This is a genomic window from Allobosea sp. LjRoot237 (genome assembly GCF_964253285.1).
Classification (GTDB): domain Bacteria; phylum Pseudomonadota; class Alphaproteobacteria; order Rhizobiales; family Beijerinckiaceae; genus Allobosea.
In genome coordinates, this window is sequence record NZ_CAXUQP020000001.1 from 1,883,706 (window position 1) to 1,910,078 (window position 26,373).

The window sequence follows — 26,373 nt, forward strand, 5'->3', positions numbered from 1 at the left end:
TTCTTCCTTCTCCCCTCGGGGGAGAAGGTGGCCCGGCGAAGCCGGGTCGGATGAGGGAAGGGTGGCTCACCCGGTCGAGGCGCCCTCATCCCCCTGCCGGGACCTTCTCCCCCGAGGGGAGAAGGAGGCCCTTCACTCCACCGCCGCCACCAGCCGCTCCAGAAACCCGTCGATCGCGGCCTTGTCGATCCAGCGCAGCACCGCGACGAGATCGTGCTCTGGGTCGATCCAGATCAGGTTGTTGCCGGCGCCTTGCGCGCTGAAGGCGCTCGCCGGGAGCTTGGGATTGGCGGCGGGGCCGCGGTTCAGCCACCAGAGGAAGCCGTAATTCGGCAGGGTCGGCGAGGGCACCAGCGACTGCTCGATCCAGGCCGGGGAGACCAGCTCGCGCCCCTCCCAGATGCCCTTCTGCGCGATCAATTGGCCGAAGCGGGCATGGTCGCGGGCGCTGATGAAGAGGCCGCCGCCCCAATGGCCGCCGCCGGGGACCGACTGCATGCGCTGCCCGTCGATCTCGAGCCAGGAGGTCTCGTAGCCCTCCCAGCGCCAGCCCGTTGATGCGCCGATCGGGTTCATGATGCGCTCGCGCAGCACCTCAGGCAGCGGCCGGCGGAAGCGTCGCAGCAGCGCGTAGCCGAGCGCATTGACCCGGACGTCGTTGTATTCGTAGAGGCTGCCGGGCTGGCGCAGCTCGCGGCGCTGGCCCTTGCGGCTGTTGTCGGCGCCGATGCCGATCTGCCTGTTATGGTCGACCTGGTCGGACTTGCCGAAGATCTCGCCCTGCCATTCGCTGTTCATCTGCAGCAGGTGCCGCCAGGTGATCTTCGCATTATGCGGGCTCGCGAAATGCGGGCCGTCGACGCTCCGGCCCACCGGCTCGTCGAGATCGGCGATCAAGCCGTCGGCGACGGCAAGGCCGGTCAGCACCGAGAGATAGCTCTTGGCGATCGAGAAGGTCATGTCGGCCCGCTCGACATCGCCCCATTCGGCGACGACCTTGCCGCCCTGCATGATGATGCCGGCCGGCCCGCCGCGCGGCTCGACCGGCCCGACGATCTCGGTCCAGGGACCTTTCTCGTCCCATTCGCGATTCCCGACATAGGCGCCGTCCGGATAGAACATGCTGCGCGGCCAGGGCGAGTCATGGGCCTGCGCGAAATCGATGGCGGCCTGGAGGCGGGCGGGGGAGAGGGAGCTGGGCAAGGCGGGGACTCGAGGAAGGTGGCTGTTGGTGAGGCAGGCTTAGCATCGCTGCCCGCGGGTGTCTTCGGCTGCTGGTGCGGGCGTGACGCCTGAAGGAATGCCAGCTTTGGGTCGTGAGCCGACTTCTGAAGCGCGGTCAGCTCAACTAACTCATCACCCAAATTTCTTAACGCGTGAGCGTTATTGCCCTTGCCACCCAAGGTAGTGAGACGGCATGGGCGGAGGCGAACGTGAAGAGCTTGATCGCTTGGTGGTGTGCACTGTTTGGGCTGAGAGATCAGGTTCTAATCAACCTAGTCACTGCGCTCATTGCGGCTGCCACACTCCTGTGGGCGCTCTCGACCCTGGTGTCGGTAGCGGTCGCGTTTTTTGTTCGCGCTTTTTTGTGGCGTTGACGCCTTACGGCAAGCGAGCACGACCCGTCTGTGAGTGATGGAGAGCCGCCACAATGCCGGCCAATGTGTACGACTGCAGCGAGTGTCCATCGCGCGGAGGCTTCGGTGAGCATTAGAGCCTTAAAGCTGCTGCATGATGCGGGTTGGGTCCTAACCATTCTTCCGCTTGCGTTGATGTCTTTTGAAGGAATTCACTCCCCATGGCTCCTTATCTCAAATTTTATCGGACTTGCTTTGATGATAATCGCCTTCTTTATCACTCGAAAAAACCCCGAAGCTCGTCAAAACGATGAATTGATACAACGTGAAACCAGGGAGTATTATAAAAAATATCCTTGGCGACCCATCGCAACAGGTATTATCGCCTTATTCGGGTTATTATTACCGTTCATCAAAGAGTATATCGACTTGAAAGAATCTCAAATAATCTACATCGCATTATTTCTATGGTATATTCCGCACATGATCGGCAATGCGCTCTTCGGCGGTCGGCGAGCCTTGCAGATCAAAAGCCCGCGGCGAATGGGCGGCCGATAGTCACGAATGTCCGCAACGGGTCGAAAGCGGTCATTTCGCGTCGGGCGGTCATCGATTTGCGCGGATGGGGCCGCCTCACTCCTCGATCATCGTTTCCACAAACATCGCCGGATCCATGCAGAACTCACGGATGATCCGGAAATGCTGGGTCTGCTCGATCGTCACGGGGTCGAGCCCGTATTTGCTCAAGCCCAGCAGGCGGGCGCCGGGATAGGCCATCAGGATCGGCAAGTTCCTGGGTCATTCGGGTCGCCATGATCATCTGGCACTGGCCGCGCCGGTCCATACGGGCTCGAGGAACTCGATCTGGCGGGCCGGCGACAGCGCCGATTCCGGCTCGCCGACGATGATCGTGATCGACCGGTCGAAGGCGAGCTCGAATTCGTCGCGCAGGACGGGCAGGCACCAGGGATAGGCCTCTGTGTCCGGCACCGCGGCGCGGTCGAGCCAGATGCGCCTGAGGGCGCGGGCAGGCGGGCCTGGTTGCTTCGTCTCATGGGCGCTTGTGGGCGGGGTGGAGCAGGCTGGGATTGGGGTCTATTCCCGTGTCTATGAAGGAGAAGCGCGGGGAACCCTTCTCCCGTGTGGGGAGAAGGGCAGGGATGAGGGCCTGCCCTTTCCGAAGAAGGTGCTGCGGCTTTCGCTTCGCCCTAACGATCAGCGGCGGTCCCTCACCCCTGCCCCTCTCCCATCCGGGAGAGGGGTTCTGCGGCGCGGGCCATGAGGGAGCGCAGCACACCCGGCGTTGGTGAAGCTCAGTTCTGCGCCAGGCTGCTGCGCAGGCTGCGGGAGGCCGGGATCAGCGCGGCGAGGCGGGCGTCGCTCTTCGGCGGCGCGATGAAGGCCTGTGCGGTCTTCCGGGACATGCCGAGATCGTAGGGCCGGCTCGGCGGCAGCGTGGCATTGGCGACGAGCTGCAAGGCCGGGCTTGCCGGCGCGGCGGCGGCCGGCGTTTCCGGCGCGTAGGCCAGCGGCGCGGCCGCGAAGGAGGTCGAGCCGGCGGAGGCTGTGGTGGCGAGCGGCGCCGGCGCGGAGACCGCGGCGAGCTGGTAGCTCGGCTCCTCGATGCGGCGGCGTTCGGGGCGCTCGCCCTTGACGTAGAAGGCGTTGCCGCCGGCCACCGTCACGTAATGCATGTTGGCATAGGAGAAGCGCAGGCCGGCCATGTGGAAATGCTTGGCGTTGCCGACGGCCTCGTTGCGCTTGCCGGCGAGGATGGCCTCGGCGGCGGCCTCGGCCTTCGGCAGGTCGCGGGCGGCCATCTGGCGGGTCAGCACGCCGGGGGCGAACTGGCGCGGCGCGCCGACGACGCCGCAGATCGTCTCAGGGTAGCGCGGCGCTCCGACCCGGTTCATCACGACCGTGCCGACGCCGAGCAGGCCGGCATCGCTCGAGCGGTTCGATTCGAAATACATCGCGCGGACGAGGCATTCCTTCTCGCGCGGGTCGGCCTTGGCGAGCTCGATGGCGCGCTTGCGAGCCTCGTGCGGCTCCTTGGCCGAGGGGGCGGCCGTCGAGGCGGTCTGGACCGGGGAGACGCTGCAGGCGCCAAGCGCCGGCGCTGCCAGAGAAATCAGAAGCGGGATCGCCTTGCGACTATAGCGGCTCATACCGGTGAAACGGACAGCATTTGCAGCGATCGCGGTCCGCTTCATGCGGTCATCTCCTGATTACGGGGTCTGGCCTGCCTGAGGCGGCGGGCCGTCGTCACCGGAAAGGAATCCCGAAGCTCTTACCAGAAAGTTAATTTCGAATGAAAGAGGCAAAGCTGCCTGACGGCGGATCGGCTCTCGGCATGGCGAGGCGGCCGGCCTGTTCGTCTGTCATGCTCGTGCATCCCGCCGGCTGATCGCCGCGAGGGTTTGAGGCAGAACGCCATCCGAGGGAGGCGCGGGGTCGGGCGGCGTCGCAGTCGACGGCTGCGTGCCGAATGTCGATGTCGAATTGTCGAGGCAGCGCCACTGGCCACTGCCCGAGCCCCGCGCGCGGTTTTCTTTCGAGTTCTCGCCGTGTGTTGCGTCCGGCTGGACCGGGGTGCCTGCCCCGAACGACGAAACCCCTCCGTGGTGGAACGAGCGGACTCTGGTCGCAGACGTGGTTCGCACGTCTGCGGAGCATGCTCGTTCAGGCTTGCAAGGCCCTCTCGCCACGGACACCGCTCTCCCGCCCGGCCTCATGATGCCTCGCGAAGCCCCCTCGGTTCGGGCGGGACGGGGAGAAGCATAAGCCAGGTTTTGGGGGCGGGGATTGATTGGGGGTTTATGCCCGCTGAGGCCGTTGCGTGTGAAGCGAGGGGCGCGGGGAACCCTTCTCCCGTGTGGGAGAAGGGCAGGGATGAGGGCCTGCCCCATCCGTAGAAGGCACAACGGCGCCGTTGCATTCAAATAATCTGCGGCGGTCCCTCACCCCTGCCCCTCTCCCATCCGGGAGAGGGGTTCTGCATCGCGGCTCCGGCGCCTGCGAGGAGAGGGGGTCCGCGCCGCGGTTCTCCTCCTGGCCGTCATGCCCGCCCGATGGCGAGCACCCACGTCTCAAGCCGCGGTGCCGTTGATCAGGCGATGATAGTGCTCGGCGTATTGATAGTTGCGCTCGGCCTCGATCGGGTCGCCGGCGAGGGCCTTGGCCTTGGCCAGAGCGAGATAGCGCTCATAGTTCGCCTGCGGGCTAGCACCCCGGCCTGTCTGCGCAACGTTGGCGCGTGGTCCCGAACGGGTGAAGCGATTGTCGTAGGCGGTGGGTTTGGGTTGGCGCATGTTCATGTCCAGCCTCCTTATCCCAGCATCTTCTTGACGATGCGGCGCAGTTCCTGGCGGCTCAGGCCGCAAGGCTGCGGCTTCCAGTCAGGTGCGGATTTCGGCGGAAGCGTGTTGGCGATCGCATCGGCGACACGCCCGGTCTCGGGTGACTTCAGTTGTGTTGATTCTTGCATTTACGTCCGTTTGCCGCCCGGCCGAGGCCGCGCGGTCTTGTGGTGACATCGCCGGGCACAATGCGTGCGGCGATGATGCTGCCATCGGCAGCGATCGGTTTTCGATGGGTAGGGTGGAGGCTCGTCGCCAGTTCCAAGCAGAGGAACCGGCCGATCAGTCTTCGCCTGCTTGTCGTTTCTACCCGGGCAATGTGGCCAAATGAAGTTGTGCGGGCGGTTTCTGCTATGCTGTGACTGCGCGGCCTTATGGGAAATAGTTCGCCGGAACAGTTGCCGCACGATGGCGGCAGGGTCCTTTGAGGTTCTTCTCAATGGCGGTCATCGCCGCATCGACCGACAGGAACGGCCCCTTCCGGATGTCGCTCAGACGCGCGACCTGCTCCTGCGAGAGGATGATCCAGCACGTGCCGTGCGGGTCGCGAATGATCGAGCAGATCGGGCGCTCGAGCAGGTCGGAGACGCCCCAATTGTCGGAGAGGTTACGCCGAACGGTCGTATCCATGGTTTCCTCCGGGTCTACCCCGATATGGCCATGGCAACGGCGATTGTAAGGGGCGCAGCCGGTTAGAGGTACTGGCATGCTGCCCGGCGCCGCGCGACCGAGCCGGCAGCTGATCGATTCGATCAGTCGATCACCTGGACGATGCGGCGCGTGCCGGGCTCGACGAGGACTGGCCGGTTATTGACCACCGTGTAGAAGTAGTCGCTGCTGACACCGTATTCCTGCGGGATCGCATAATAGGTCACGCCGATCGCAGGCAGAGTGGTGCCGACGATGACAGGCTGGTCATAGGTGTAGGACGTCGGCCGCTGTTCGACGACATAGCGCTGGAAGCGCGGGGCGAGCTCGCTGCTGATGCCGGGCGGTTCGGGTAGGCCGTTGGGCTGGCCCTGGTTTTGCGCCATCACGGCGGTGGAGCCAAGGACGAGGCCTGCGGCCAATACGACGTGCTTCAGCATGATCTGCTCCCTTCTGCTGATGCGCGAGGGGACGAACGGCTTGCGTTCGGTCTTGTCTGGCAAACGAAGTGCGGCAGTCGATGTTCCCCGGCGCGATCAATTCCAGGGTCGCAATCGCTGCTGCGCCGCCGCATTGGTTTTCGCAGTTGCAGCAAAGCCGGAATCTTGCTCACCTGTGGGGAAGCCTCATCAAACGATCGAAAAAAAGCGGAGAGCGGCGTGGCGGGTGCGGAGGAGTTGTCGCCATCGGCGCTGGCGAGCGAATTGTCGGCGGCGATCGTGCAGGCCCGCTCGGATGCGCGCGAGGACCCGTTCGGCAACCCGGTGCTGCGCGCCACGCTCTGGCTGACCCGCAAGATGGATCGCGGCGAGGTCACACTCGAGGATGCTGCCGCACTCATCCGCCAACTCGGCCGCGCCGCGCTCGCCGACCGGGCGGCGCGCGTCGCGAACTATGTCGGGCTGGAGCGCGACGAAGCTGAGGCTTATGCGACGCTGGCGCGGCGTGTCGCCGACGAGGCGAGCGGCGCGGCGCAGCCTTTCGAGGCCTATGGCGCGGCGCTGGCGCGCACACGCTTCGCCGCGGTCTTCACCGCGCATCCGACCTTCGGCATGAGCCGGGCGGTCGCGCATGCGCTGGCCGAACTCGCCTCGAACCAGGGCGAAGCGTCGGCGCTGATGGCGTCCGATCTCTCCTTCCGGCCGGATGCGGCGATCACCCTGCAGGACGAGTTCGAGCAAGCGCGCTTTTCGGTGCGCCATGCCCGCGACGCGATCGACCGGCTGAACGCCGCCTTCCTCGCAGAGGCGCGGGCGCGCTGGCCGCAGCGCTGGCGCGAACTCAGGCCACGCGCGCTGCTGCTCGCCTCCTGGGTCGGCTGCGACACTGACGGGCGCACCGATATCGGCTGGTGGGACACGCTGCGCTATCGGCTGGAATCGAAGCGCGGCCAGTTCTTCCGCCTGCTGGAGAAGCTGCCGGAAGCGCCGGCGACGGCGGAGGTGAGGGCGCTGGTGGAAGGCGCGCTCGCGGCGGTCGAGCGGCAGCTCGCGCTTTGCCCGCCCTTGAACAGCAAGCCGGAGATCGCGGCATTGCAGGCGTTCGCGCTGGCGCTGGTCGGCGAGCGCGAGACGGCCTTACCCGACGCGTCACCGCTCTTGGCAGCGCTCGACAAGGCGATCGTGCTGGCCGAGGACGAGGCGACGGCGGGCGCCCTGATACTGGCGCGGGCCGGCGTCATCGCGCATGGCGTCTCGATCGCGCTGCCGCATTTCCGGCTCAACGCCTCGCAGCTGCATAACGCGATGCGCGGCGTGATCCCGCTCGACGAGGATCCAGCCCAGCCGGCGCAGCGACGCGCCTTCCTCTCCGCCGCGAACCAGGCGCTGGCCAAGGCGAAGCCGACGCCGGTCGATTTCGGGGCGCTCGCGGTCGAGCGTGCCTCGGCGGCGCGGATGATGATGATGGTCGCGCAGATCGTGAAGCATGTCGACGGCTCGCGGCCGGTGCGCTTCCTGATCGCCGAGACCGAGACCGGCTACACGCTGCTGTCGGCGCTTTATCTCGCCAAGCGCTTCGGTATCGCCGATCACGTCGAGATTTCGCCGCTGTTCGAGACCTCGGACGCGCTCGAACAGGGGCCGCGCATCATCGACGAGGCGCTGCGCAGCCCGCATTGGCGCGACTATCTCAAGCGCCATGGCCGGCTCTGCGTCCAGTTCGGCTATTCCGATTCCGGCCGCTATATCGGCCAGGTCGCCGCGACCTTCTGGGTCGAGCGGCTGAGGAGCCGCATCCTCGAATTGCTGCAGCGCTATGGGCTGACCGAGGTCGAGCTCGTGATCTTCGACACCCATGGCGAGTCGGCCGGGCGCGGCGCGCATCCCGACAGCCTCACGGACCGGCTCGCCTATCTCGATCCGGAATGGCCGCGGCGCGCCTTCGCCAAGGCCGGCGTCAAGGTCACACGCGAGACCAGCTTCCAGGGCAGCGATGGCTACCTGCTGTTCGGCACCAGCGCGCTTGCGGGCGCGACGGTGGCGCGCATCGCCGAGAGCGTCTTCGCCGATCCGGCGGCGGAAGCCGACGATCCGATCTATGCCGAGCCGGACTTCTCGACCGAGTTCTTCCAGACCGTGCGCGAGGAGATGACCCATCTCGTCGACGATCCCGGCTATGCGGCGCTGATCGGCACCTTCGGCCCGTCCCTGCTCGACAAGACCGGCTCGCGACCGGCGGCACGGCAGAGCGACGCCGGCGGGCCGACGGTGATCCGCCATCCGCGCGAGCTGCGCGCGATCCCCAACAACGCCATCCTGCAGCAGCTTGGCTGGCTGGCGAACAGCGTCCACGGGATCGGCCAGGCTGCGGCGCGGGCGCCTGAACTGTTCCTTGCGATGCGCGAGAGCTCGGAGCGCTTCGGCCGGGCCTATCGACTTGCGGCCCATGCGATGGCGAACAGCGATCTCGACGTGCTGCGCGCCTATCTCGACACGCTCGACGCCGGCAGCTGGTTCGATCGGGCGCGGCGCACCGAGAAGGAGGGGCGGCGCGACGAACTGCTTGCCGTCGCCGAGGCGTTGGCGCAGCTCGATCTTGCGCCGGCGCTGCGGCGGCTGTTCTGGCGCTTCGCCTCGGACCGGCTCAAGCTGAAGGAGGCGGCGGGCGAGCCGCCGGCCATGCCGGTTCGGCTGGTGGCGCTGCATACGCTGCGGCTGGCGCTGCTGCACCGGATCTGGCTGTCGGCGACGCATATTCCGGACTTCAGGCCGCATGCCGGGGTGACGCGAGAGCTACTGCTCGAGCGCATCCTGCGGCTCGACATGACCGGGGCGCTCGCGCTGCTCGGCGAGATCTTCCCGGTCAACCCCGATGCGGCGCTGGGTCTCGATTTCGGCGAGCCTGCCGGTCCGCGCGAAGGCGGCGCCTATGCTGCCCTGCATCGCGACGTGATCGAGCCGATGCGGGCATGCTTTGCGCTGCTGCGCGAAATCTCCGGCGCGATCCAGCACGAGATCGGCGCGTTCGGTTGAGTTCGCACTCCGTCATGCTCGCCCTTGTGGCGAGCATCCACGTCTTGAACACCGCTCTCGAAGAACGAAGACCTGGATGGTCGGGACAAGCCCGGCCATGACGGAGGAGGCGGTGGGCGCTGTTACGCTGCCCGATCGAGCGCGACCACGATATCGGTGTACTCAGGCTCATGCGGGGAGAGGTTCTTTCGGGTCTCGTCGCCCCAGCGCGCGAGCTTGACCACTCGCCCCATGCTCTCGGCATTTCCATCTGTCTTCACCGGCTCGATGATGGCGAGCCCGCCGGTGTCGAGGAAGAAGGTGTGTTCGCCGAACAGCTCGCTGAGCTGGACCGTTGCCGGGTGGTTCTCCGGGATCGCCTGGGCCTCGATCTGGTGGAGGGCGCTGTCGATGCCTGCTTCGGTCAGTTTCATGATCGGTCCTTTCGATCTGGCGCCGCTCAGAATGGGGCAGGAGCGCCGGACTGCCCATGGATCGGCCGGCCCTGCGGCCGCCGTCTTTCGGAATGCTTGTCCTTCAGATCGTCTCTTGCGCGATCAGGGGCAGATCGCCGTCCTCGTCGACGCCGACCGCGATGATCGCGGCCGAATTCATGCCCTTGGCCTGGAGTGCCTTGGTGGCGGCGGGAATGGCATCGATCGACTGCCTGAGCTGCTTCAGGTCGTCGGGGCTGGCCTGTGCCACGGCACTGTCGACCTGCACGCGCAGCTGCGGCGGCAGCGAGCCGCGCTCGATCACGGTCGCGTTGCGGATGGAATCAGGATTGGGAAGCCCGGGATTATCCGGGATGGGCAGGGACGGAGCTTGAGCCTGCGCCGCGGCAGTGCCGGCGAGCAGCGCCAGGGACAGGCAGGCGGTCCTGACAAAATTGCGCATCGTTGGCTCCTTTCCATCGCTGGAGGGAGGGGCAAACGCCCGATGCGGAGCGACCCTAGATGCGAAATCCGGTCAGCCTCTGGCGCCGGTCTGACCATTCGAAGGTATCAATGCGACAGGAATGGGATGGCGTAGGCGCCGCGCTGTTTCAGCGCGTGCGCTCCGAGAGCTCGGCCGAGGCGGCGGCGTTGCGATCGCCGATCGACTGGACAGGCTCCCAGACCGTGTAGTTGTCCCTCGGGGTCGAGACCAAGTATTTGAGCTGGCTCTTGGCCTTGCTCGACAGCAGCCTGCTGGTCTGGAAACTGGCGAAGTTGGCGTAAGCGCGTGCGCCGCCGTCGAAGACCACGACGCGATCCTTCAGGACGATGATGTCGCCCTTCTTCAGCGTCTCGTCCCTGAGGTACCAGAACGGGTCGTTGGCGTACTCCATCGGCTTGACGAGCGGGGCCTTCGGCCCGTCCTTGACGTCCTTGATGGCGCCGTCGAGTTTCGCCTTCTTGCGCTTCGGCCGCACGGTCATGTGCAGCGGCACGCTCTCCGGCATGGGCGCGACGGCCCGGCGCTGCGGGACGCCGAACAGCGTCTCCCAGAAGCCCGCTGCATTCGCGGGCGAGGCGATAGCAATCGAGGCCGCTGCCAGCGCGGCAACCGCTATGACTTGTTTCGAAATGGTCGGCACGGCTGTAGTCCCCAGCTCCACAACCGGAGATAGCGATAAATATGCCCGATCTCAATGACGGGAGCACGACGTGATGAACGGCTTCTTCGTCACATTTCGGCGATTGCGGCGATCATGTTGCGAGATTGTTGAGCTGCGATCGATTCCGCGATGAATTCTGCTGCATTGCAGCGCCGGCACCGCGCCGGGCTCATGCGGCCATGCGCCGACAAAGGGATCAAGGCTGTGGAAGCTTGAGCACCTCGCGCAGCACCGGAATGGTCGCGTCGGCGATTGCGGAATGGCCGCTGGCATTGGGATGGAAGGAGCCGCCGAGCGTCGCGGCGAAAAGCGGCTGCTCCGGGCTGAGCGGATCGGTGGTGTCGGAGCCTTCGAACCTGCCGACGCGCATGTAGTGTCCGGTCAGGAACGAGTCGTTGGGGGTGACGAACCATCTCTGGCGCGGGCGGTAGGCGCGCCAGGCGCTCGGGGCGAACGGCTCCCAGCGGCGCCTCTCGAAGTTCCAGCTCGGAAAGCGCATGGCGCCGGAGACCTGCCGGTCGGGAGCATCGCCGGGGGCGCCGGCCGAGCACAGGGAGTGGCCGGCGAAGCGCTCGACATGGCTGTCGACGAAGCGCCAGCGCCGCGCCTCGGGCAGGGCGGTGATCGCGGCGGCGATGCCGCGGTTGAGATAGGGCACGAAGGCGGCTGCATCCCCGCCCGTGCTGGCCTTGCTGATCGCAAGGATGCGGTGCACGTCCATGCCGTCGACGCTGGGCCCGCACAGGCCGCCCTCGCTGCGCGTGATCTGCGGATAGGCGGTCTGGACGATGGCCGAGGCCGGGACATCGAGATGCTTCTCGAACGCTGCGGAAAGCTCGCGGATGCGCGCCGGGATCACCTCGTCGACGGCCCTTCGGGCCTCGGTGAAGGTCTTGGTATCGATCTGGCTGAGCCAGAGCTTGTAGAGTAGGCCCAGGCGCAGTCCGAATTGGCCGCGGCCCACCACTTCCTCGGCGATGACGCTGGAGAAGCCGATGTCGTTGCCGCCGATGCTGAGCAGGACCGCATCCGGCTTCATCGCGCGGGGCTGGCTGCAGCGCGCCAGATCGCGCCGCCAGTCGAAGCCGGAGCCCTCGTCGTCGAAGCGGTTATAGCCCGCGAAACTGCGGCAATAGTCGCGCCAATAGCGCATCAGCTGGGGCGAGGCGTCGTAGACGGCGTCGCCGACATCGTCGCGCGCGGCGTAGTAGCCGAGGACGCCGGCGCTCACCTCCGCGCCGGTGCAGCTATAAGGTGTCAGCGTCACCGCCACATCGCGATGGGCCAAAGCCAGCACGAGCGCCGCGCGGACGTGCTGCGAATAAAGCGAGCGGTGGCATTGGGCGTTGAGCCAGATCGCCGCCGCGGCTCCGCCGAGCGACTGCTCGGTGGCGCCGCGTCGCCGCGGATAGTTGCGATAGCCCGGGCGATCGGCATTGCGCGAGGAGTTCCTGTAGGTGTTGAGGCCATCGTCGACGAGTTCCGCCGGCCGATCGGGATTGCCTTCGCCGGACGAGAAGGAGTCGCCGAAGCCGGCGATGGCGATGTGGCGCAGTTTGACGGCCTTCGCCTCGGCCACGACCGAGCCCTCGGCGCTGACCGCGATGTCGAACGGCTCGCCGAAGGCGCGGCGGGTCAGCCTGGCCTCCCCGGAGCAGGGCGCGACCACCGCAAGCTCGCCCGCAGTCCAGCGGCAGGGCTTTCCGACGAGCGCCGGCGGCAGGTCGGCGATCCGGACCAGCACATCGGCGACGCGCGGTTCCATGAACTGGTCACCGGTGTCGAGCAGGCATTGCCAATGGCCGTGATTGCCGTTCTGGAAGCAGGTCTGGCGCGTGACCGCCGAAGTCCAGCCCCAGCGGTCGACGCTCGCCGGATCGCCGAAGGCGGGCCCGAGCGTGCGCGCCGCAGCGGCACGTTGCATGGCATCCTCGAAGGCGAAGGCGGGGCGCTCCCTGCGATCCTGCTCCGGTAGCGCGGCGAAGACCTCGGCGAGCTTGCGGAACTGCTTTTCCTGCTTGAACAGACGGAAGCGGTTGGCGATCTCCCACTCGATGCGAGGCTGGGCGAAGGCGCCGCCGGCTGCGAGCCCGGCAATCAGGAGCGACAGGAACGACAGGAGCAAGCGCAGCCGAAACATGCCGTATCCCCCCGGTTCGCTGCGCAACCGTAGCGCGCAAGCTAACGCAAGGGAAGGTTTCGCCCGGCGCATTTGTATCCCGGCCCGTTCGCCTTAGGTTGCAGGCGGGAGAAACGACAAGGGGAGCACGAGCCGAGGTGGCCGCGATCGAACTGCCGGCGCAGCCCTTCGATGCCGAAGGTGCGCGATTGAGCCTGTTCCAGGCGTTGCTGGCTGCCGCCGGCAAGCATGGCAGGGCCAGAGTCGCGCTCGAGGATCCGGAACGGCAGCCGATCACCTATGGCCGGCTGGTGCTGGGCGCGCTGGTGCTCGGCCGCAAGCTTTCGGCGCTGACCAGGCCCGGCGAGACGGTCGGGCTGATGCTGCCGAACGTGCAGGGCATGGCGGTGACGCTGTTTGGGCTCTCGGCCTATGGCCGGGTGCCGGCGCTGCTGAACTTCACCGCCGGCCTGAAGAACCTGACCGCCGCCTGCGAGATCGGGCCGATCTCGACCATCGTCACCTCGCGCCGCTTCATCGACCAGGCCAAGCTCGACGACGTGATCGAGGCGCTCGAGCTCGGCCGGCGGGTGATCTATCTCGAGGATGTCCGCAAGGAGCTGACCAGCCTCGACAAGGCGATCGGCGCGCTGGCCTCGCTGGCGCCGGGCATGGTGCATCGCCGCCATGCGGCCAAGCCCGACGATCCGGCCGTCGTGCTCTTCACCTCAGGCACCGAGGGCAAGCCGAAGGGCGTGGTGCTGAGCCATGCCAATCTGGTCTCGAATGCGCGCCAGATCTTCCAGTTGGCGGCCGGCTTCCTCTCCGAGCGCGACGTCGTCATGAACCCGCTGCCGGCTTTCCATTCCTTCGGGCTGACGGCAGCGCTGCTGATGCCGCTGATCCACGGGATGAAGGTCGTGCTCTATCCGAGCCCGCTGCATTACAAGCAGGTGCCGAAGCTGATCGGCGAGACCGGCTCGACCTTCCTGTTCGCCACCGACACCTTCCTTCAAGGCTATGCCCGCGCCGCCGATGAAGGCGACCTCAAGAGCGTGCGCTATGTCGTCGCCGGGGCCGAGCGGGTGAAGCCGGAGACGCGCCGGATGTGGGAGCCCTACGGCACCACCATCCTCGAAGGCTATGGCTGCACCGAATGCTCGCCGGTGCTGGCCTGCAATACGCCGGTCGCGACCAGGGATGGCAGCGTCGGGCGGCTGCTGCCTGGCATCACCGCGAAGCTCGAGCCGGTCGAGGGCATCAGCGAGGGCGGGCGGCTCTGCGTCAGGGGGCCGAACGTCATGCTCGGCTATCTCAACGCCGACCGGCCGGGCGCGATCGTACCGCCCGAGGGCGGCTGGCACGATACCGGCGACATCGTCGCGATCGAGGACGGCTTCATCACCATCAAGGGCCGGGCGCGGCGCTTCGCCAAGCTCGGCGGCGAGATGGTCTCGCTCGCGGCGGTCGAATCGATGATCTCGGGCCTGTGGCCCGGTCACAATCACGTGGTCGTGGCGCTGCCGGACCTGCGCAAGGGCGAGCAGCTCGTCCTCGTCACCGAAAAGCCGAACGCCGAGAAGAAGGCGCTGCAGGACGAGGCCAAGGCGCAGGGTTTCCCGGAATTGTGGCTGCCAAAGGCGATCCTGGTCACCGGCTCGATTCCGGTCCTCGGCAACGGCAAGATCGATTATGGTGGCACGCGCGAGCTCGCCATCACGATGAGGCCGCTGCTGTGACGCCACAATCACATGGTCAGGGAGGGCGCATGATCACGCTTCTTCCCCTCGTCGCCGTCCGCGCGGCGGCTTTTGCCGTCGCCGGCATCGCATTGACGCCCGCCGATCTCGCCGCGCAGGCCGCCGGCCAGACCTATGTCCGCCGCGACGAATGCATCGAGGCCGGCAAGCTTTCGGCCGAGCAATGCGAGCACGCCTATCGCAACGCCCGCGCCGAGTTCGAGCAGAAGGCGCCGCGCTACGGCTCGCGGACCGCCTGCGAGCGCGCCCACAAGCGCTGCGGCGCTCAGGTCTCGACCACCGGTGGTTGGGATGCGCTGGCGCGCGGCGCTGGCGGGCAGTCTTACGTGCCGCGCTTCGTCGGCATCCGCGTCACCGGCGAGGGGGCTGCCGGCAAGGCCGTTCCGATCGTCGAGGGCTCGGCGAAGATCGCCTTCTCGGCGCGCCAGGTCGCAGCGCTCGACGACAAGGTCGCCGGCCGCCGCGCCGTGATCGGCGGCGGCAGCGGCGGTGGCCAGCACAGTCAGCAGGCGAGCGGCCCCTATATCCGCCGCGGCGACCGCGACGACACGGTGCGCGTGCCGATGCAGGAGAAGAAGATCGGCTCCGACGTCGCGCCGGGGCTCTATGTCGATCCTGACGGAGTCGAATGGTACAAGCCGGCGCACCGGCGCTGAGCCGGGGCGCGCAACCGGCGCTTGTCGGAAAGGCATTCCGTCGCTAACCAGTTTCGCGGCGCGGACGTGGCGAAACTGGTAGACGCAAGGCACTTAAAATGCCTCGCCGGAAACGGTATGCGGGTTCGACCCCCGCCGTCCGCACCATGGCTTGAAAGATGAATCGGCAGGTCAATAGTCAGCGGTGCACCACTTCCGGACATCAACCACTTGCCCAGAGGCGGACCTGCTCAGTGCGCCGCGGTTTTTTGTTCCTAAACTTTCCAGACAAGAGTAGTGTCAGGACAGGAAATCAGCCTGCTGGCGCTGCCACATTTTTATCGGGCCCCTTTTTCTTGCACTCGCTTGGTTCGGTCAAGATATGCGGCCAGTATCGCCCCGCACATAATGATTGTGCTAGGAATAACAAAGTCCTGTTTGAGCGGTTCGCCGAAAAGTAGCGCGCCGGCAACTGCGAGTGCTGGAATGCGCAGAGTATCGAGCGCTGAGACTTGAACTACGGTGCCATGGCGCGTCGCTTGGCTCAATGATGCTTGAGTCATGTAGCCGGAAACAGCCATCAAAACGATCGCAAACGTGAACGTTACGGTTCCGGGCGTAAAGAGTGCCATGGTGGATATGGAGGAGGGTGGAAGCTGGAGAGTTTTGTCCCCCATCATGCTCAGTGTTGAGAAGATAATTAACTGAATTGCATTCATGATAAACAATATCGAATGCGTAGATTGTCTCTGACTGAGAGTTGCGAGCATGATATTGGTGCACGTCAGGATGCCGACGCCAGCAAACGGAATGATGATCGTAAGACCCAAGACATCTTTATATTGAAAGACGATAGCTGCGGCTCCTGCGAAAATTAGGCCGAGCCCGATCCACGCGAATCCGGCGGGTCGCAGCCGGAGTGCGAAAACGCCGATTGCTGCCGCAAACAATGGTCCACTGAATTCGATGCTCGCCACGAGGCCCAGCGGCAGATTGGCGACACTCCAAACCACCGCGATCGCGCCTATAGCATGTAGAGCGCTTCGAGCGAGATGCAGCGGCAGGCGCGAGCGCCAGACCTCGCGAAATAACTTGCGGTCGCGCCAACCCAGGACGAGGCCGATCGCCACCCCCCCGGCCGAGCGTATGGCGAGAATTTCCGGATAGGAGAGGTCGAGCTTTAGTTGACGGATCGCGACAGCGAGGAGGAAATAGGCGAAGACGTTTCCGGCCATCCAGGCCGCAAACGCGAAAGAGATCGCCCCGCCCAGCGCCGACCCGCGAGCATGCGGCTGAGAACCGCCATCCGAATTGGAACCGAGAGCCGGACCTGTTCGAAGTACGCGGCGTTCGGGAGGCTGTCGCATGACTTGTCGGTCTCGGAATGCCGCGGCAAGGGGTTCATAATCATCGTCTTCGACCGATTTCTAAGTACCTTTTCGGCCGTCAACGTAAATTTCTCGTCCTCTGTCTTCTGAACCGCATCCATCTCGCCAATACGTCCGCTGATGATACTGGATGCTCTCTGCGTTTGGATCGAGAGAACATCATGATCCAGCGTGGCTTCTACGTTGTCGACCATATCGATAGTCGTACCGCAATGCCTCAAGTCATCAATTGCAGCCGCAGCGACGTTGGATAATTTCGTCTCAGGTGCGAGGCAAAGGGTGAAGCGCCGCGGGGCGCGCAACGCGAGCAGTTTCATGAAGGAAAGGGCATGACGGGCGGTCGGATCGCACGACAGTGCCACCGATAGCTCCCTGACATCTCCAAGGCGCCGCTCGATCGTGAAGAGATCGACAAGGGCTTGAGTCGGATGCTCGCCAATTCCGTTCCCGCCGTTGACCACGGGAAGGTGCGTAAGGCGCGCGATCTCTTCGATCGTCGCGACATGTTCGGTCCTAGCGACAATGAGATCGCAGTACTCCGAGACCGTCCGAACGTGATCCTCCAGATCTTCGCCTTGAGCCTTGCCGAGCCGACTGCCCGGCGATGCCGAGATATCGACAATATGATGGCGGAGTCGGGAGGCCGCGACGTCGAAACCTATCCTGGTCCTCGTGCTTTCCTGCTCGAAGAAAAGGCCGATCATCTTGGCGCTTGTCCGTGGGGGCAACTTTCCGTCGGCAATTGCCGCAGCCTTGTTCAAGACGTCGATCAGGTCCGATTCGTCGATATCATCGGCGGATAGGAGGTCTTTGACGCCTACGCCAGCCATAGGGCCCTGGCTCCCGTTGCTAGGAAGCAGAACATATCCTGTTTAGGCTGCGGAGGAACGGCCCTTTTTGCTTACGGTTGTGGAAGGCCGGTCGATAGCGGGAAGCGCGACGCGCCGATCGATGATCGGATCGATATCCTCCTTCGGCATTGGCCGCGCGAACAGGAAGCCCTGAACGCCATAAGGGGCGAAGCGCGTCACCGCTTCGAACTGCTCTGGCGTCTCCACGCCCTCGACGATCATCGGAACGTTCAAATCGCTCGCCAAACCGGTGATTGCCCGCATCAACGCTCTCGCCTTGGTGCTCGTGGCGATGCTGCCGACGAAGGCCCGGTCGATCTTCAACATGTCGATAGGGAGCTCGGCAAAATAGCTCAGCGACGAGTATCCCGTGCCGAAATCGTCCAGAGCCACCTTCACGCCCAGCGCGCGTATCCGGTGCAGCGTCGCGATCACGAATTCCTTATCCTCCGCCAGCGTCGTCTCAGTGACCTCGATGGTCACCCGGTGAGGCACAACCCCTGTCCGCCGCAGCGCGTCTTCGATGATGCCGACTAGATCATGATCCCGGTGGAACTGCTTGGCGGATACGTTGACGCTGACGCCGATCGGCTGCGGCCAGCTGATCGCAGCTTTCAGCGCCTGCTCGATCGCAAAAGAACCGAGGCTCTTGATCAGCCCATTCTGCTCAGCAAGGGGGATAAATTCCGCAGGGCTGACCGAGCCGCGCGTTGGATGCCTCCAGCGCATCAACGCCTCGCACATCAATATCGTTCGACCGCGCGGGCTATAGATCGGCTGGTAATGGAGTTCGAATTGGCCTTCTACAATGGCCTTGGCTAAGTCCTGCTCCAATTCGATCCGACGATCATAGGCTTCGCTCAACTCCGGCACATAAGATAGCCAGCGGTTTTTCCCTTCAGCCTTCGCCTTGTAGAGAGCCAGGTCGCAGTGCTTGAGTGAACGCTCGATTGACTCGCCAGTCGCATTGGCGAGGCCGATACTGACCGAAACCGAAAGAGTGGCTTTGCCGACGCTTATGGGGTCCGCAAACAAGCCAACCACTAGCGCGGCTAGCTCGGCAACATCTTCGCCGCCGCGATCGGACACGATCATGAACTCGTCCCCGCCGATACGCGCGGCTTTGTCGCTGGGTTCCAGGACCGACGAGATGCGAGCGGCTACCAGAGACAGCAGGGCATCGCCGACATCGTGGCCCAGTGTGTCGTTGACTGTTTTGAAGTCATCGACGTCCACGGACAGGAGGTAGGTTAGTCTCCCCGACGAAAGCCGCTCTTCCACCTCCTCGATGAACCCGCGCCTGTTGAGAAGCAAGGTGATGCTGTCGGTCCTCGCGATGGTCTTAAGATCGCGTGTTGTGCGAAAATTCGATAGGAACACGCGGTGTATGACTTCCGAGGACGAAATCGTCAGCACAACGGTCATCAACAGCGCACCAGCGATAACGACGAACGCAGGGATTTGAGATGCAATCAGCGCGCCGGCGAAGGGTAGCACTGCGAAAGTGACCTGGACATTCGTGATGAACGGGCGGGAGCTATTACGGCCCGCAATACCGGCGATGTAGCCGATGGTCTGCGCAACCGCCAACGTCACGACACGGTCGTCGGAGTGAACCGTGACGGCATATGCACCGAAACAGCTCATCGTGAACGCGGTCGCCCACGCGCCAGCATATGCCAGACGCTCGAACACGAGGGTCGAAACCGATAATTGCTTCCGCCTATAAAGAACCTGTGCTCCGAAGCGGAATGCGCCAACGCAACCCATGACGGCGCTGAGGAGAGCGAAAGTGGCGTCACCTGTGATGGCAGCGCAAGCTGCGATCACTATCGTTGCGATCGCCATCCCGATCGGGATTGCCAATGGCGTGCCGTAGAGCGCGCGCACCATGACGCTGCGAAGCTCAGGATCATAGAGGACCGTCGTGGAAGCACGCGTCTTCATCAGTGTCGAAATCCGAGCCCCAGCTCCTTTACCGGTCCGACACTCTTGCAAGGCAATCGTCGATAATTCGTTGACGCGGGCGGGGTCTGACTGCGCCGGCTTCGTTCGGAAGCTCCAACGCTTGAGTATTCGTGCTAGTCAGAAGATCGCATCAGGCATTACATTATTTGGGCGAAACGGACAGCTGTCCGACGCGGACGCACAAGATGTGATCCCCCTAGTGGTCGCGACGCTGCGACTAGCCTGGGGCAACGAAGCGGCCCTTAAGCGGACGTGCTGATCTGATAGGGGCCAAAACTGACTCCAAGCTCCGGCGGCAAAGCGCTTGCGGGCTTGCTCTGTCGACCTAGCTGGCAGGCTCCAACTCCTCCGATGCTCCACCTTCGGCAGGAGCCAGACGCAGCCCGATTGCCGGCAGGAAGGCGCAGATGCGGTCGACCGCCCCGATCCAGCCGGCGACCTCGCCGAGGAGCGCCGCCGCTCAGGGCAACGCCTGCGCCTGCCGGGTCGCGCGCAGCAGCTCTCGCGGCAGCGCGCCGGTCTGACGCTCGACCATGCGGTGCACGACCGGCGGCTCAGGCCCGATATGCAGATCCCTGACCCGGTCGCCGATTTCGGCGTCAGCCTGGGTGACGCGCTGGGCCTGGCGGACATATTCGACCCAGGTCGGACTGTCATAGCGCTCGATCCAGAGCTCGGCATCGGTCAGGTCGCGCAGCAGCGACCAGTGGCGGGCGCCGTCGCGGCGGCGGATGCGCCGGCGCTCCTCCATCGCCTTCAGGAACTCGACCACATCCTCCTGCCTGATCCGCCATTCGATGGTGACGAAGACCGGGCCGCTGCGCGGCTCGATATCGACCGCGACCTCGGGCTTTCGCCAGCGGCCGAGCGGATCGAGATTGAGCGCCTCGAGCGGGGGCAGCTGATACCGCAGCCCGGCGGCTGCGCCGAAGACGAGCGCGACCGCCGCCGCGGTGAGGCCGCCGGCCGGGCCGGAATGGAGGGTGACCCAGCCCCAGGCCCAGCTGCCCGCGGCCATGCCGCCGAAGGCCGCCATCTGGTAGAGCGCAAGCGCGCGTCCCACCACCCAGCGCGGCGCCGACAGCTGCACCGTCGAATTGAAGGTCGAGAGCGCCAGCACCCAGCAGGCGCCGCCGACGGCAAGCGCCGGCATGGTGAGCCAGATGGTCGGGCTCAGCCCGACCACCAGGGCCGCGGCCGCATAGGCCAAGAAGGTCAGGCGGACGAGGGTCTCGGTGCTGAACCGACGGCGCAGCCGGGCGCTGACGAAGGCTCCGGCGACCGCGCCGGCGCCGAAGGCGCCCAGCAGGATGCCGTATGTCAGCGGGCCGCCGCGCACGAGATCGCGTGCGACCAGCGGCATCAAAGCGAGACCGACGATGCCGCCGAAGCCGAAGAGGAAGGCGCGCAGGATGACGGCGCGGATATTGGGTGACATCGCGACATAGCGGAGACCGGCGCTCATCGCGATCAGGAAGGTCTCGCGCGGCAGCACGCGCTCGACGCGCGGCGGCTGCCAGCGGGCCAGCACGACGAGCAGGCCGATATAGCTGAAGGCATTGACGATGAAGGCCGCGACCGCGCCAAAGGCGGCGACGATCGCGCCGCCGATCGCCGGGCCGACGCTGCGAGCGATGTTGAAGGCGACGCTGTTCAGCGTCACCGCCGCCGGCACCTCGGGTCGCGGCACCATGTCGCCGACCGAGGACTGCCAGGCCGGGTTGTTGAGCGCGTTGCCGCAACCGAGCAGGAAGGTGAAGGTAAGCAGCAGCCAGGGCGAGAGCAGCCCATACCAGGCGAAGACCGCCAGCATGATCGAAACAGTAAACATGAAGCCCTGTGCCGTCAGCAGGATGCGGCGGCGGTCGTAATTGTCCGCGATCGCGCCGGCGGCGAGCGAGAACAGCATCACCGGCAGCGCGGTCGAGGCCTGGACGAGCGCGACCATGTCCGGCGAATTGGAGAGCGAAGTCATCAGCCAGGCGGCGCCGACCATCTGGACGAGCCCGCCGAAGTTCGAGGCAAGGCTTGCGATCCAGACCGCACGGAAGATCGGCTGGCGCAACGGCGCAAAGGCTGAATAGCGCCCGTCATCAGGTTTCAGGCCCTCGGCGGTGAGGTCGGCTTCGGCGGTCTCGGCGGTGGTCTGCGTGGCGGGCTCTTGCGGCATGTCACAGTTAGAGCATGCCGGCGGGCGATGGGAAGCCGCGCTGCGCCATTGTCCGTCATCAGATGATTTGAGACGGCTGTCGGGCTTCAGCGGGTTTGAGGAGCGGCTTCGGGTCGGAAGCGGACATTACGCGACGGCTGCATCTACTATTGAGCGGCCAGCTTTGCCGCGCTCAGCTCTAAGAGCTCGGGAAAGGGTTCCTCGCCCCCACTACAAAGAGCAAGGTTACTCGTTGTGATCTCCGCCTCAAAGCTTCCAGGTTTTTCCGGCTTTGGTGTCACGACTACTCGCATGGTCTTGGGAACCGGAATGATGTCGCTGACAGTCCAGCTCACACAGTAGCCAAATTGCGGCTTTCCGGTGAAGAGCGCTCGCGACTTGTATGGCCCTGCGAAATGGGCGTCGCGGATTTTCCATTGCCCCCGCAACCAGTCTCTTCCGAGGCTGTGAGTATTGACGATCAAGTGCGCGACCCGCTTGCGGATCAGGGCATTATCCGGAGGCTGGACACTAGCTTCCGTGGCTGCGCCCTGTTGGGGCCCCGACCGGACTTCCTGTTGGGCCTGCTGGGATACACAACCCGTGAGCATGTATAGAACGGTGGCGCAGACAACGAAACGAAGCATCAGATCCCCCTTTTTGCGAAGCAGCGTACAGCACATTGGCCGGACGACCGCTAGGGGTCGGAAGCAGACCTTAGGAAAACGAGGTGCTGCGTTCCATGAGTACAATGTCGCGGCAAATGCCCTCGTGCTTCCAGTCGAGGATTTCAATCAACTTCTCAAGCCCGCCAACGACTAGCGATCCATTTCGTCACCCGACCGGCGCTCCATGCCACTATCGCTAAGATCAAGTATGCTGGTAGGATCACGATGGCAAATGCCCCAGCTTGGTCGGTTTGGGGTGACGACTCGAATACAAGCCCGGCCATCAAACTCAAGAGCAAGTAGCTCGCGGCCACCAACAAGGCGGACACGAGCGATGCTTCAGCCAGTCCTAAGAAGAGCGGAACGCCGAGGACAAAGAACGCTGCTCCCATCAGAGCCATAGTGTGGCTCGTGTCGATAATGTCAGGCGACATATAGCTCTCCAGCAGAGTCCAGTTCAGAGGCCCTTTTTTAGCCCGCTTGCATCGCCCCTTCTATCGCTGCGGGCCGCCGTTCCTGGATCGTCACCGAAGAGTAAAAAACCCCGCTACGGGTCCAAAGCTGATCCAAGCTCGGGCAGCAAAGCACTTGGGGACCTACTCCATTGACCTGGTTGGCAGCCTCTACCCCCGCCGGTGCTCGACCTTCGGCAGGAACCAGGCGAGCAGGCCGATCGCCGGCAGGAAGGCGCAGATGCGGTAGACCGCCTCGATGCCGATCCAGTCGGCGACTTCGCCGAGGATCGCCGCCGCGAGGCCGCCGAGGCCGAAGGACAGGCCGTAGAACAGGCCGCCGATCAGGCCGATCCGGCCCGGCATCAGCTCCATCGCGTAGATCAGGATCGCGGCGAAGGAACTCGCCATGATCAGGTTGATCACCACCGTCAATACGCCGGTCCAGAACAGGTCGGCGAAGGGCAGCAGCAGCGAGAAGGGCAGGGCGCCGAGGATCGAGAACCAGAGGATGCGGTTGCGGCCAACCCTGTCGCCGATGATGCCGCCGGCGAGCGCGCCGACCGCAGCGGCGGCAAGGAACAGGAACAGCATCAGCTGCGAAGCCTGCACCGAGACGCCGAACTTCCCGATCAGATAGAAGGTGTAATACGAGCTGAAGCTCTGGGAATAGGCGTTCTTCGAGAACAGCAGGATGACGAGGATGGTGATCGCAAAAGCGATCTGGCCCTTCGTGTGCGCCGGGGTGGCAGGCGCAGCGGTCGCGATCTTCGTGGGCTTCGGAGCGGCGGCAGCAGCCTTGCTCAGGGCGGCATAGCGGCGCGCCGTCCAGACCATCAGGATCATGGCGAGCAGCGCCGCGGCCGAGAACCAGGCGACACTGGTCTGGCCACGCGGCACGATGATGAAGGCGGCGAGCAGCGGGCCGAGCGCGCCGCCGCTCTGGCCGCCGACCTGGAAGATGCCCTGCGCGAGCCCCTGCTGGCCGCCCGAGGCGTTGCGGGCCATGCGGGTCGCCTCGGGATGGAAGATCGAGGATCCCAGGCCTACGCAGGCCGCAGCCAGAAGCAGCAGCGGATAGCTGCCGGCATAGGCGAGGCCGATCAAGCCGGTCAGCGTGCAGCCCATGCCGACCACCATCGAATAGGGCATCGGATTCTTGTCGGTGTAGTGGCCGACCAGCGGCTGCAGCAGCGAGGCGGTGATCTGGAAGGTCAGCGTGATCAGGCCGATCTGGCCGAAATCCAGCGCGTAGGCCGTCTTGATGATCGGGTAGATCGCCGGGATCAGCGACTGGATCATGTCGTTGAGCAGATGCGTCGCGCTCAGTGCGAACAGCACCGGCAGGTCGGCGCGGCGGGTGGAGGCGATCGGCTTGCTGATGTTCATGCGGATGATTTCGCCGGGCGCAGCTGCGATGGCGGGCGAAGGCCCGCCGGATGGCCGCGAAGCCGGCTCATAGCATCGCGATCGGCGCCAGACCCAGAGGGGCGCGCACAGGGCCGCCCTGATGTGGAAGCGGGGATGGGAGGCCCCCGCTTGCGGTGGGGAAGGGCTAGGGATGGGGGGCCGGAAAGCGGGGCGAGTTCGTTCTTTCAGTTCAGTGCCGAGCGGCGCTGCCCCCCACCCAACCCTCCCCACCGCAAGCGGGGGGGAGGGCCGTGCGCTCCAGTAGCGGCGAGGGAGCCGTTCAAGTGATTGTCTTGGGGGGCGGCGGATGAGCCTGCCATCCGCTCTATTTCACCTCGCCCGCGATCTCGGCGATCGCCGGGGCCTTCTTGATCAGGCCGCGTTCGACAAGAAAGGCGCCGAAGCGCTCGTAGCGGCGCTGGTCGAGGGCGCGCGGGCGCTTGGCGAAGCGCGGCAGCGTGTCCGTCCAGGCCTGGCGGTTGAGGGCGTCGTCGAGATCGGGATGGGCGGCGATGAAGAGCTTCCAGGCCTCCTGCGGATGATTGGTGAGATAGAGCGCGGCCTTCTCGACCGCATCGAGGAAGCGGGCGAGGCGGGTGTCGCCCAGGAGCTCGCGGCGGGTGATCAGGATCAATTCGTCATAGGCGGGAACGCCGTGCTCCTCGGGGTAGAAGGCCGTGCCGGGATGGCCCTCGAGCTTCAGCTGCGTCAGCTCGAAATTGCGGTAACCGCCAATGGTGGCGTCGACCCGGCCGCTGATCAGGGCGGCCGAGAGCGCGAAGTTGACGTTGACCAGCTTGACGTCGTCGAGTTTGAGGCCCGCCTTGGCCAGCATCTGGCCGAGCAGGGTGGTCTCGGTGCCCGAGACGGCATAGCCGATCGTCTTGCCCTTGAGATCGGCGAGGCTCTTGATCGGCCCGTCGGCCTTGACGATGACGCTGTTGAGCGGGGTCTCGACCAGCGTGCCGAAGCGGACGATCGGGATGCCGGCGGCGTGGTCGAGATAGAGATTGGGCTGGTAGTGGATGCCGATATCGGCCTGGCCGGCGGCGACGAGGCGCGGCACCGCCGAGGGGTCGGAGGGCGGCACCATCGTGACCTCGAGCCCGGCCTCCCTGAACAGGCCGAGCTGCTGCGCGACGACCAGTGGCGCATGGTCCGGATTGACGAACCATTCGAGCATGACAGTGAGCTTGTCGGCGGCGCGCGCCGGGCTGGCGAGGCCGGCCGCCAAAGCGAGGCTGGTGGCGAGCAGGGCGCGTCTGGTGAGGGCGCGTAGGGTCATGCGGCGAGATCCTTCTGCTTGATGGAGATTCTCTGCGAAAGGCGAAGTGGGGTGCCTCCCTTCCCCCTTGTGAGGAAGGGTTGGGGATGGGGGTGGAACGACTGGGTTCTTGGTAGCTTGTAGTAGCGAGCCTGCTCGATCCGGCCGCGAATCGCTCCGACTTTCCGACCCCCACCCCTGCCCCTCCCCACAAGGGGGAGGGGTTCGCGCGCCATTCTTGGGTTTCGCAGCAGTTTTTGAACGGAGATTTTGCCTCACGGCTCGCTCGTCCAGGGAATGAGGCGCGGGCCGAGCGCGTCGACGAGATGGCGCAGGACGAGGCTGAGCACGGCGAGCACGGTCATCGCGGCGAAGACCGTGTCGGTCTGCATGCGGGCATTGGCCTGGACCATGACGAAGCCGAGCCCGGCCGAGGAGCCGACCCATTCGCCGATCACGGCGCCGAGCGGTGCGAGCGGTGCCGCGACCCGCAGCCCTGTGAGCAGGCTGGGCATGGCCAGCGGCAAGCGGACATGGCGCAGCGTCTGCCAATGCGTTGCTGTCGTCAGCGCGGTGGCGTCGATGAGCTCGGGATCGGTCCGGCGCAGGCCGTCGGCAAAGGCGGAGGCTACGGGAAAGAAGATGATGATCGTCGCCATGATCACCTTCGAGCCCATGCCGAAGCCGAACCAGACGACCAGCAGCGGCGCGATGACGAAGACGGGGAAAGACTGGAGGACGAGCAGGACCGGCCAGAGCAGGCGCCCGAGCCGCGGCAGTGCCACGATCGCGACCGCCGTCAGCGCGCCGAACGCTGAGCCGAGCACGAAGCCGAGCGCGATCTCGGCCATGGTGGTCAGGCTGTGGCTGGCGAGAAAGCCGGGCTGGCGCTGGAAGGCGAGGGCGACGTCGAGCGGCGAGGGCAGGATGTAGCGCGGCGGCTGGAACAGCCAGACTGAGCCCTGCCAGCAGAGCAGCAGGACGAGAATGGTCCGCAGGGCAGGGGTGATCGCCGCCATCACCGGCCTCGCAGCGAGGGCTGGCACCGCTCTGTCGCGCCATGCGTCGTCAAG

Annotated in this window: 24 protein-coding genes and 1 tRNA gene; 5 read left to right on the forward strand and 20 right to left on the reverse strand. The window is 65.2% G+C overall.

The annotated features are described in order from the left end of the window. Positions 1 to 132 precede the first annotated feature (132 nt). Complete coding sequence (locus ACSQ24_RS09075; protein ID WP_436094370.1) at positions 133 to 1,203, reverse strand: serine hydrolase domain-containing protein; 1,071 nt, start codon at positions 1,201 to 1,203, stop codon at positions 133 to 135. Between the two features lie 500 nt (positions 1,204 to 1,703). Here ACSQ24_RS09075 and ACSQ24_RS09080 point away from each other — a divergent pair, with 500 nt between their 5' ends. Next, positions 1,704 to 2,135, forward strand: coding sequence for a hypothetical protein (locus ACSQ24_RS09080; protein ID WP_436094371.1), 432 nt, complete (start codon positions 1,704 to 1,706; stop codon positions 2,133 to 2,135). Between the two features lie 75 nt (positions 2,136 to 2,210). On the opposite strand, the gene ACSQ24_RS09085 is transcribed toward ACSQ24_RS09080, so the two are convergent. From ACSQ24_RS09085 to ACSQ24_RS09115, 7 genes are all read right to left on the reverse strand, one after another. Next, on the reverse strand, positions 2,211 to 2,354 hold the full coding sequence (locus tag ACSQ24_RS09085; RefSeq protein WP_436094372.1) for a hypothetical protein: 144 nt from the start codon (positions 2,352 to 2,354) through the stop codon (positions 2,211 to 2,213). Between the two features lie 39 nt (positions 2,355 to 2,393). Beyond that, on the reverse strand, positions 2,394 to 2,567 hold the full coding sequence (locus ACSQ24_RS09090; protein ID WP_436094373.1) for a hypothetical protein: 174 nt from the start codon (positions 2,565 to 2,567) through the stop codon (positions 2,394 to 2,396). A 323-nt stretch (positions 2,568 to 2,890) separates the two neighbouring features. Continuing rightward, positions 2,891 to 3,790, reverse strand: a complete 900-nt coding sequence (locus tag ACSQ24_RS09095; RefSeq protein ID WP_436094374.1) for a cell wall hydrolase — start codon at positions 3,788 to 3,790, stop codon at positions 2,891 to 2,893. Positions 3,791 to 4,666: 876 nt separating this feature from the next. Continuing rightward, positions 4,667 to 4,894 (reverse strand): DUF4167 domain-containing protein, encoded by a 228-nt coding sequence (locus tag ACSQ24_RS09100; protein WP_436094375.1) that lies wholly within the window; start codon positions 4,892 to 4,894, stop codon positions 4,667 to 4,669. Between the two features lie 11 nt (positions 4,895 to 4,905). Then, positions 4,906 to 5,064 (reverse strand): hypothetical protein, encoded by a 159-nt coding sequence (locus tag ACSQ24_RS09105; RefSeq protein WP_436094376.1) that lies wholly within the window; start codon positions 5,062 to 5,064, stop codon positions 4,906 to 4,908. 244 nt (positions 5,065 to 5,308) lie between these two features. Further along, on the reverse strand, positions 5,309 to 5,566 hold the full coding sequence (locus ACSQ24_RS09110; RefSeq protein ID WP_436094377.1) for a hypothetical protein: 258 nt from the start codon (positions 5,564 to 5,566) through the stop codon (positions 5,309 to 5,311). 122 nt (positions 5,567 to 5,688) lie between these two features. Continuing rightward, the gene (locus tag ACSQ24_RS09115) at positions 5,689 to 6,024 is read right to left on the reverse strand and encodes a DUF1236 domain-containing protein (protein WP_436094378.1); all 336 of its coding nucleotides are present in this window, start codon (positions 6,022 to 6,024) and stop codon (positions 5,689 to 5,691) included. A 357-nt stretch (positions 6,025 to 6,381) separates the two neighbouring features. Here ACSQ24_RS09115 and ACSQ24_RS09120 point away from each other — a divergent pair, with 357 nt between their 5' ends. Continuing rightward, the gene (locus tag ACSQ24_RS09120) at positions 6,382 to 9,057 is read left to right on the forward strand and encodes a phosphoenolpyruvate carboxylase (RefSeq protein ID WP_436097859.1); all 2,676 of its coding nucleotides are present in this window, start codon (positions 6,382 to 6,384) and stop codon (positions 9,055 to 9,057) included. Positions 9,058 to 9,179: 122 nt separating this feature from the next. Here ACSQ24_RS09120 and ACSQ24_RS09125 read toward each other — a convergent pair whose 3' ends face one another. From ACSQ24_RS09125 to ACSQ24_RS09140, 4 genes are all read right to left on the reverse strand, one after another. Then, positions 9,180 to 9,470 carry a hypothetical protein gene (locus tag ACSQ24_RS09125; protein ID WP_436094379.1) on the reverse strand — a complete coding sequence of 97 codons (291 nt, stop codon included), beginning with the start codon at positions 9,468 to 9,470 and terminating at the stop codon, positions 9,180 to 9,182. A gap of 103 nt (positions 9,471 to 9,573) precedes the next feature. Beyond that, on the reverse strand, positions 9,574 to 9,933 hold the full coding sequence (locus ACSQ24_RS09130; protein ID WP_436094380.1) for a hypothetical protein: 360 nt from the start codon (positions 9,931 to 9,933) through the stop codon (positions 9,574 to 9,576). A gap of 148 nt (positions 9,934 to 10,081) precedes the next feature. Next, positions 10,082 to 10,615 (reverse strand): hypothetical protein, encoded by a 534-nt coding sequence (locus tag ACSQ24_RS09135; protein ID WP_436094381.1) that lies wholly within the window; start codon positions 10,613 to 10,615, stop codon positions 10,082 to 10,084. Between the two features lie 217 nt (positions 10,616 to 10,832). Continuing rightward, positions 10,833 to 12,776: a hypothetical protein gene (locus ACSQ24_RS09140; protein WP_436094382.1), complete on the reverse strand. Its 1,944-nt coding sequence runs from the start codon at positions 12,774 to 12,776 to the stop codon at positions 10,833 to 10,835. A 137-nt stretch (positions 12,777 to 12,913) separates the two neighbouring features. Here ACSQ24_RS09140 and ACSQ24_RS09145 point away from each other — a divergent pair, with 137 nt between their 5' ends. The 3 genes from ACSQ24_RS09145 (at position 12,914) to ACSQ24_RS09155 (ending at position 15,318) form a co-directional block, all read left to right on the forward strand. Next, positions 12,914 to 14,494, forward strand: coding sequence for an AMP-binding protein (locus ACSQ24_RS09145; protein ID WP_436094383.1), 1,581 nt, complete (start codon positions 12,914 to 12,916; stop codon positions 14,492 to 14,494). 29 nt (positions 14,495 to 14,523) lie between these two features. Beyond that, positions 14,524 to 15,171 (forward strand): DUF1190 domain-containing protein, encoded by a 648-nt coding sequence (locus ACSQ24_RS09150; protein WP_436094384.1) that lies wholly within the window; start codon positions 14,524 to 14,526, stop codon positions 15,169 to 15,171. 60 nt (positions 15,172 to 15,231) lie between these two features. Further along, positions 15,232 to 15,318: transfer RNA gene (locus ACSQ24_RS09155), tRNA-Leu, on the forward strand. Between the two features lie 170 nt (positions 15,319 to 15,488). Here ACSQ24_RS09155 and ACSQ24_RS09160 read toward each other — a convergent pair. From ACSQ24_RS09160 to ACSQ24_RS09195, 8 genes are all read right to left on the reverse strand, one after another. Beyond that, the gene (locus ACSQ24_RS09160; protein ID WP_436094385.1) at positions 15,489 to 16,385 is read right to left on the reverse strand and encodes a DMT family transporter; all 897 of its coding nucleotides are present in this window, start codon (positions 16,383 to 16,385) and stop codon (positions 15,489 to 15,491) included. Then, on the reverse strand, positions 16,331 to 17,368 hold the full coding sequence (locus ACSQ24_RS09165) for a hypothetical protein (RefSeq protein WP_436094386.1): 1,038 nt from the start codon (positions 17,366 to 17,368) through the stop codon (positions 16,331 to 16,333). Before ACSQ24_RS09165 ends, ACSQ24_RS09160 begins: the two co-directional genes overlap by 55 nt. A 42-nt stretch (positions 17,369 to 17,410) precedes the next feature. Further along, entirely contained in the window at positions 17,411 to 19,336 is a 1,926-nt protein-coding gene (locus ACSQ24_RS09170; RefSeq protein WP_436094387.1) for a putative bifunctional diguanylate cyclase/phosphodiesterase, read from the reverse strand. A gap of 481 nt (positions 19,337 to 19,817) precedes the next feature. Then, positions 19,818 to 21,527 carry an MFS transporter gene (locus tag ACSQ24_RS09175; RefSeq protein ID WP_436094388.1) on the reverse strand — a complete coding sequence of 570 codons (1,710 nt, stop codon included), beginning with the start codon at positions 21,525 to 21,527 and terminating at the stop codon, positions 19,818 to 19,820. Between the two features lie 146 nt (positions 21,528 to 21,673). After that, positions 21,674 to 22,153, reverse strand: a complete 480-nt coding sequence (locus ACSQ24_RS09180; RefSeq protein WP_436094389.1) for a hypothetical protein — start codon at positions 22,151 to 22,153, stop codon at positions 21,674 to 21,676. Between the two features lie 644 nt (positions 22,154 to 22,797). After that, positions 22,798 to 24,015: an MFS transporter gene (locus tag ACSQ24_RS09185; protein WP_436094390.1), complete on the reverse strand. Its 1,218-nt coding sequence runs from the start codon at positions 24,013 to 24,015 to the stop codon at positions 22,798 to 22,800. 346 nt (positions 24,016 to 24,361) lie between these two features. Beyond that, a complete protein-coding gene (locus tag ACSQ24_RS09190; RefSeq protein WP_436094391.1) occupies positions 24,362 to 25,321 on the reverse strand; it encodes an ABC transporter substrate-binding protein in 960 nt (319 codons plus the stop codon). Between the two features lie 254 nt (positions 25,322 to 25,575). After that, complete coding sequence (locus ACSQ24_RS09195; RefSeq protein WP_436094392.1) at positions 25,576 to 26,319, reverse strand: ABC transporter permease; 744 nt, start codon at positions 26,317 to 26,319, stop codon at positions 25,576 to 25,578. Between the last annotated feature and the right edge of the window lie 54 nt (positions 26,320 to 26,373).

What these genes read in the sequence shown, in the direction of transcription:
- ACSQ24_RS09085 (WP_436094372.1), bottom strand. Translation starts at nt 2,354, where the DNA reads ATGGCCTATCCCGGCGCCCGCCTGCTGGGCTTGAGCAAATACGGGCTC.
- ACSQ24_RS09095 (WP_436094374.1), bottom strand. Translation starts at nt 3,790, where the DNA reads ATGAAGCGGACCGCGATCGCTGCAAATGCTGTCCGTTTCACCGGTATG.
- ACSQ24_RS09100 (WP_436094375.1), bottom strand. Translation starts at nt 4,894, where the DNA reads ATGAACATGCGCCAACCCAAACCCACCGCCTACGACAATCGCTTCACC.
- ACSQ24_RS09105 (WP_436094376.1), bottom strand. Translation starts at nt 5,064, where the DNA reads ATGCAAGAATCAACACAACTGAAGTCACCCGAGACCGGGCGTGTCGCC.
- ACSQ24_RS09110 (WP_436094377.1), bottom strand. Translation starts at nt 5,566, where the DNA reads ATGGATACGACCGTTCGGCGTAACCTCTCCGACAATTGGGGCGTCTCC.
- ACSQ24_RS09115 (WP_436094378.1), bottom strand. Translation starts at nt 6,024, where the DNA reads ATGCTGAAGCACGTCGTATTGGCCGCAGGCCTCGTCCTTGGCTCCACC.
- ACSQ24_RS09120 (WP_436097859.1), top strand. Translation starts at nt 6,382, where the DNA reads ATGGATCGCGGCGAGGTCACACTCGAGGATGCTGCCGCACTCATCCGC.
- ACSQ24_RS09125 (WP_436094379.1), bottom strand. Translation starts at nt 9,470, where the DNA reads ATGAAACTGACCGAAGCAGGCATCGACAGCGCCCTCCACCAGATCGAG.
- ACSQ24_RS09130 (WP_436094380.1), bottom strand. Translation starts at nt 9,933, where the DNA reads ATGCGCAATTTTGTCAGGACCGCCTGCCTGTCCCTGGCGCTGCTCGCC.
- ACSQ24_RS09140 (WP_436094382.1), bottom strand. Translation starts at nt 12,776, where the DNA reads ATGTTTCGGCTGCGCTTGCTCCTGTCGTTCCTGTCGCTCCTGATTGCC.
- ACSQ24_RS09150 (WP_436094384.1), top strand. Translation starts at nt 14,524, where the DNA reads ATGATCACGCTTCTTCCCCTCGTCGCCGTCCGCGCGGCGGCTTTTGCC.
- ACSQ24_RS09160 (WP_436094385.1), bottom strand. Translation starts at nt 16,385, where the DNA reads ATGGCCGGAAACGTCTTCGCCTATTTCCTCCTCGCTGTCGCGATCCGT.
- ACSQ24_RS09165 (WP_436094386.1), bottom strand. Translation starts at nt 17,368, where the DNA reads ATGGCTGGCGTAGGCGTCAAAGACCTCCTATCCGCCGATGATATCGAC.
- ACSQ24_RS09170 (WP_436094387.1), bottom strand. Translation starts at nt 19,336, where the DNA reads ATGAAGACGCGTGCTTCCACGACGGTCCTCTATGATCCTGAGCTTCGC.
- ACSQ24_RS09175 (WP_436094388.1), bottom strand. Translation starts at nt 21,527, where the DNA reads ATGCCGCAAGAGCCCGCCACGCAGACCACCGCCGAGACCGCCGAAGCC.
- ACSQ24_RS09180 (WP_436094389.1), bottom strand. Translation starts at nt 22,153, where the DNA reads ATGCTTCGTTTCGTTGTCTGCGCCACCGTTCTATACATGCTCACGGGT.
- ACSQ24_RS09185 (WP_436094390.1), bottom strand. Translation starts at nt 24,015, where the DNA reads ATGAACATCAGCAAGCCGATCGCCTCCACCCGCCGCGCCGACCTGCCG.
- ACSQ24_RS09190 (WP_436094391.1), bottom strand. Translation starts at nt 25,321, where the DNA reads ATGACCCTACGCGCCCTCACCAGACGCGCCCTGCTCGCCACCAGCCTC.
- ACSQ24_RS09195 (WP_436094392.1), bottom strand. Translation starts at nt 26,319, where the DNA reads ATGGCGGCGATCACCCCTGCCCTGCGGACCATTCTCGTCCTGCTGCTC.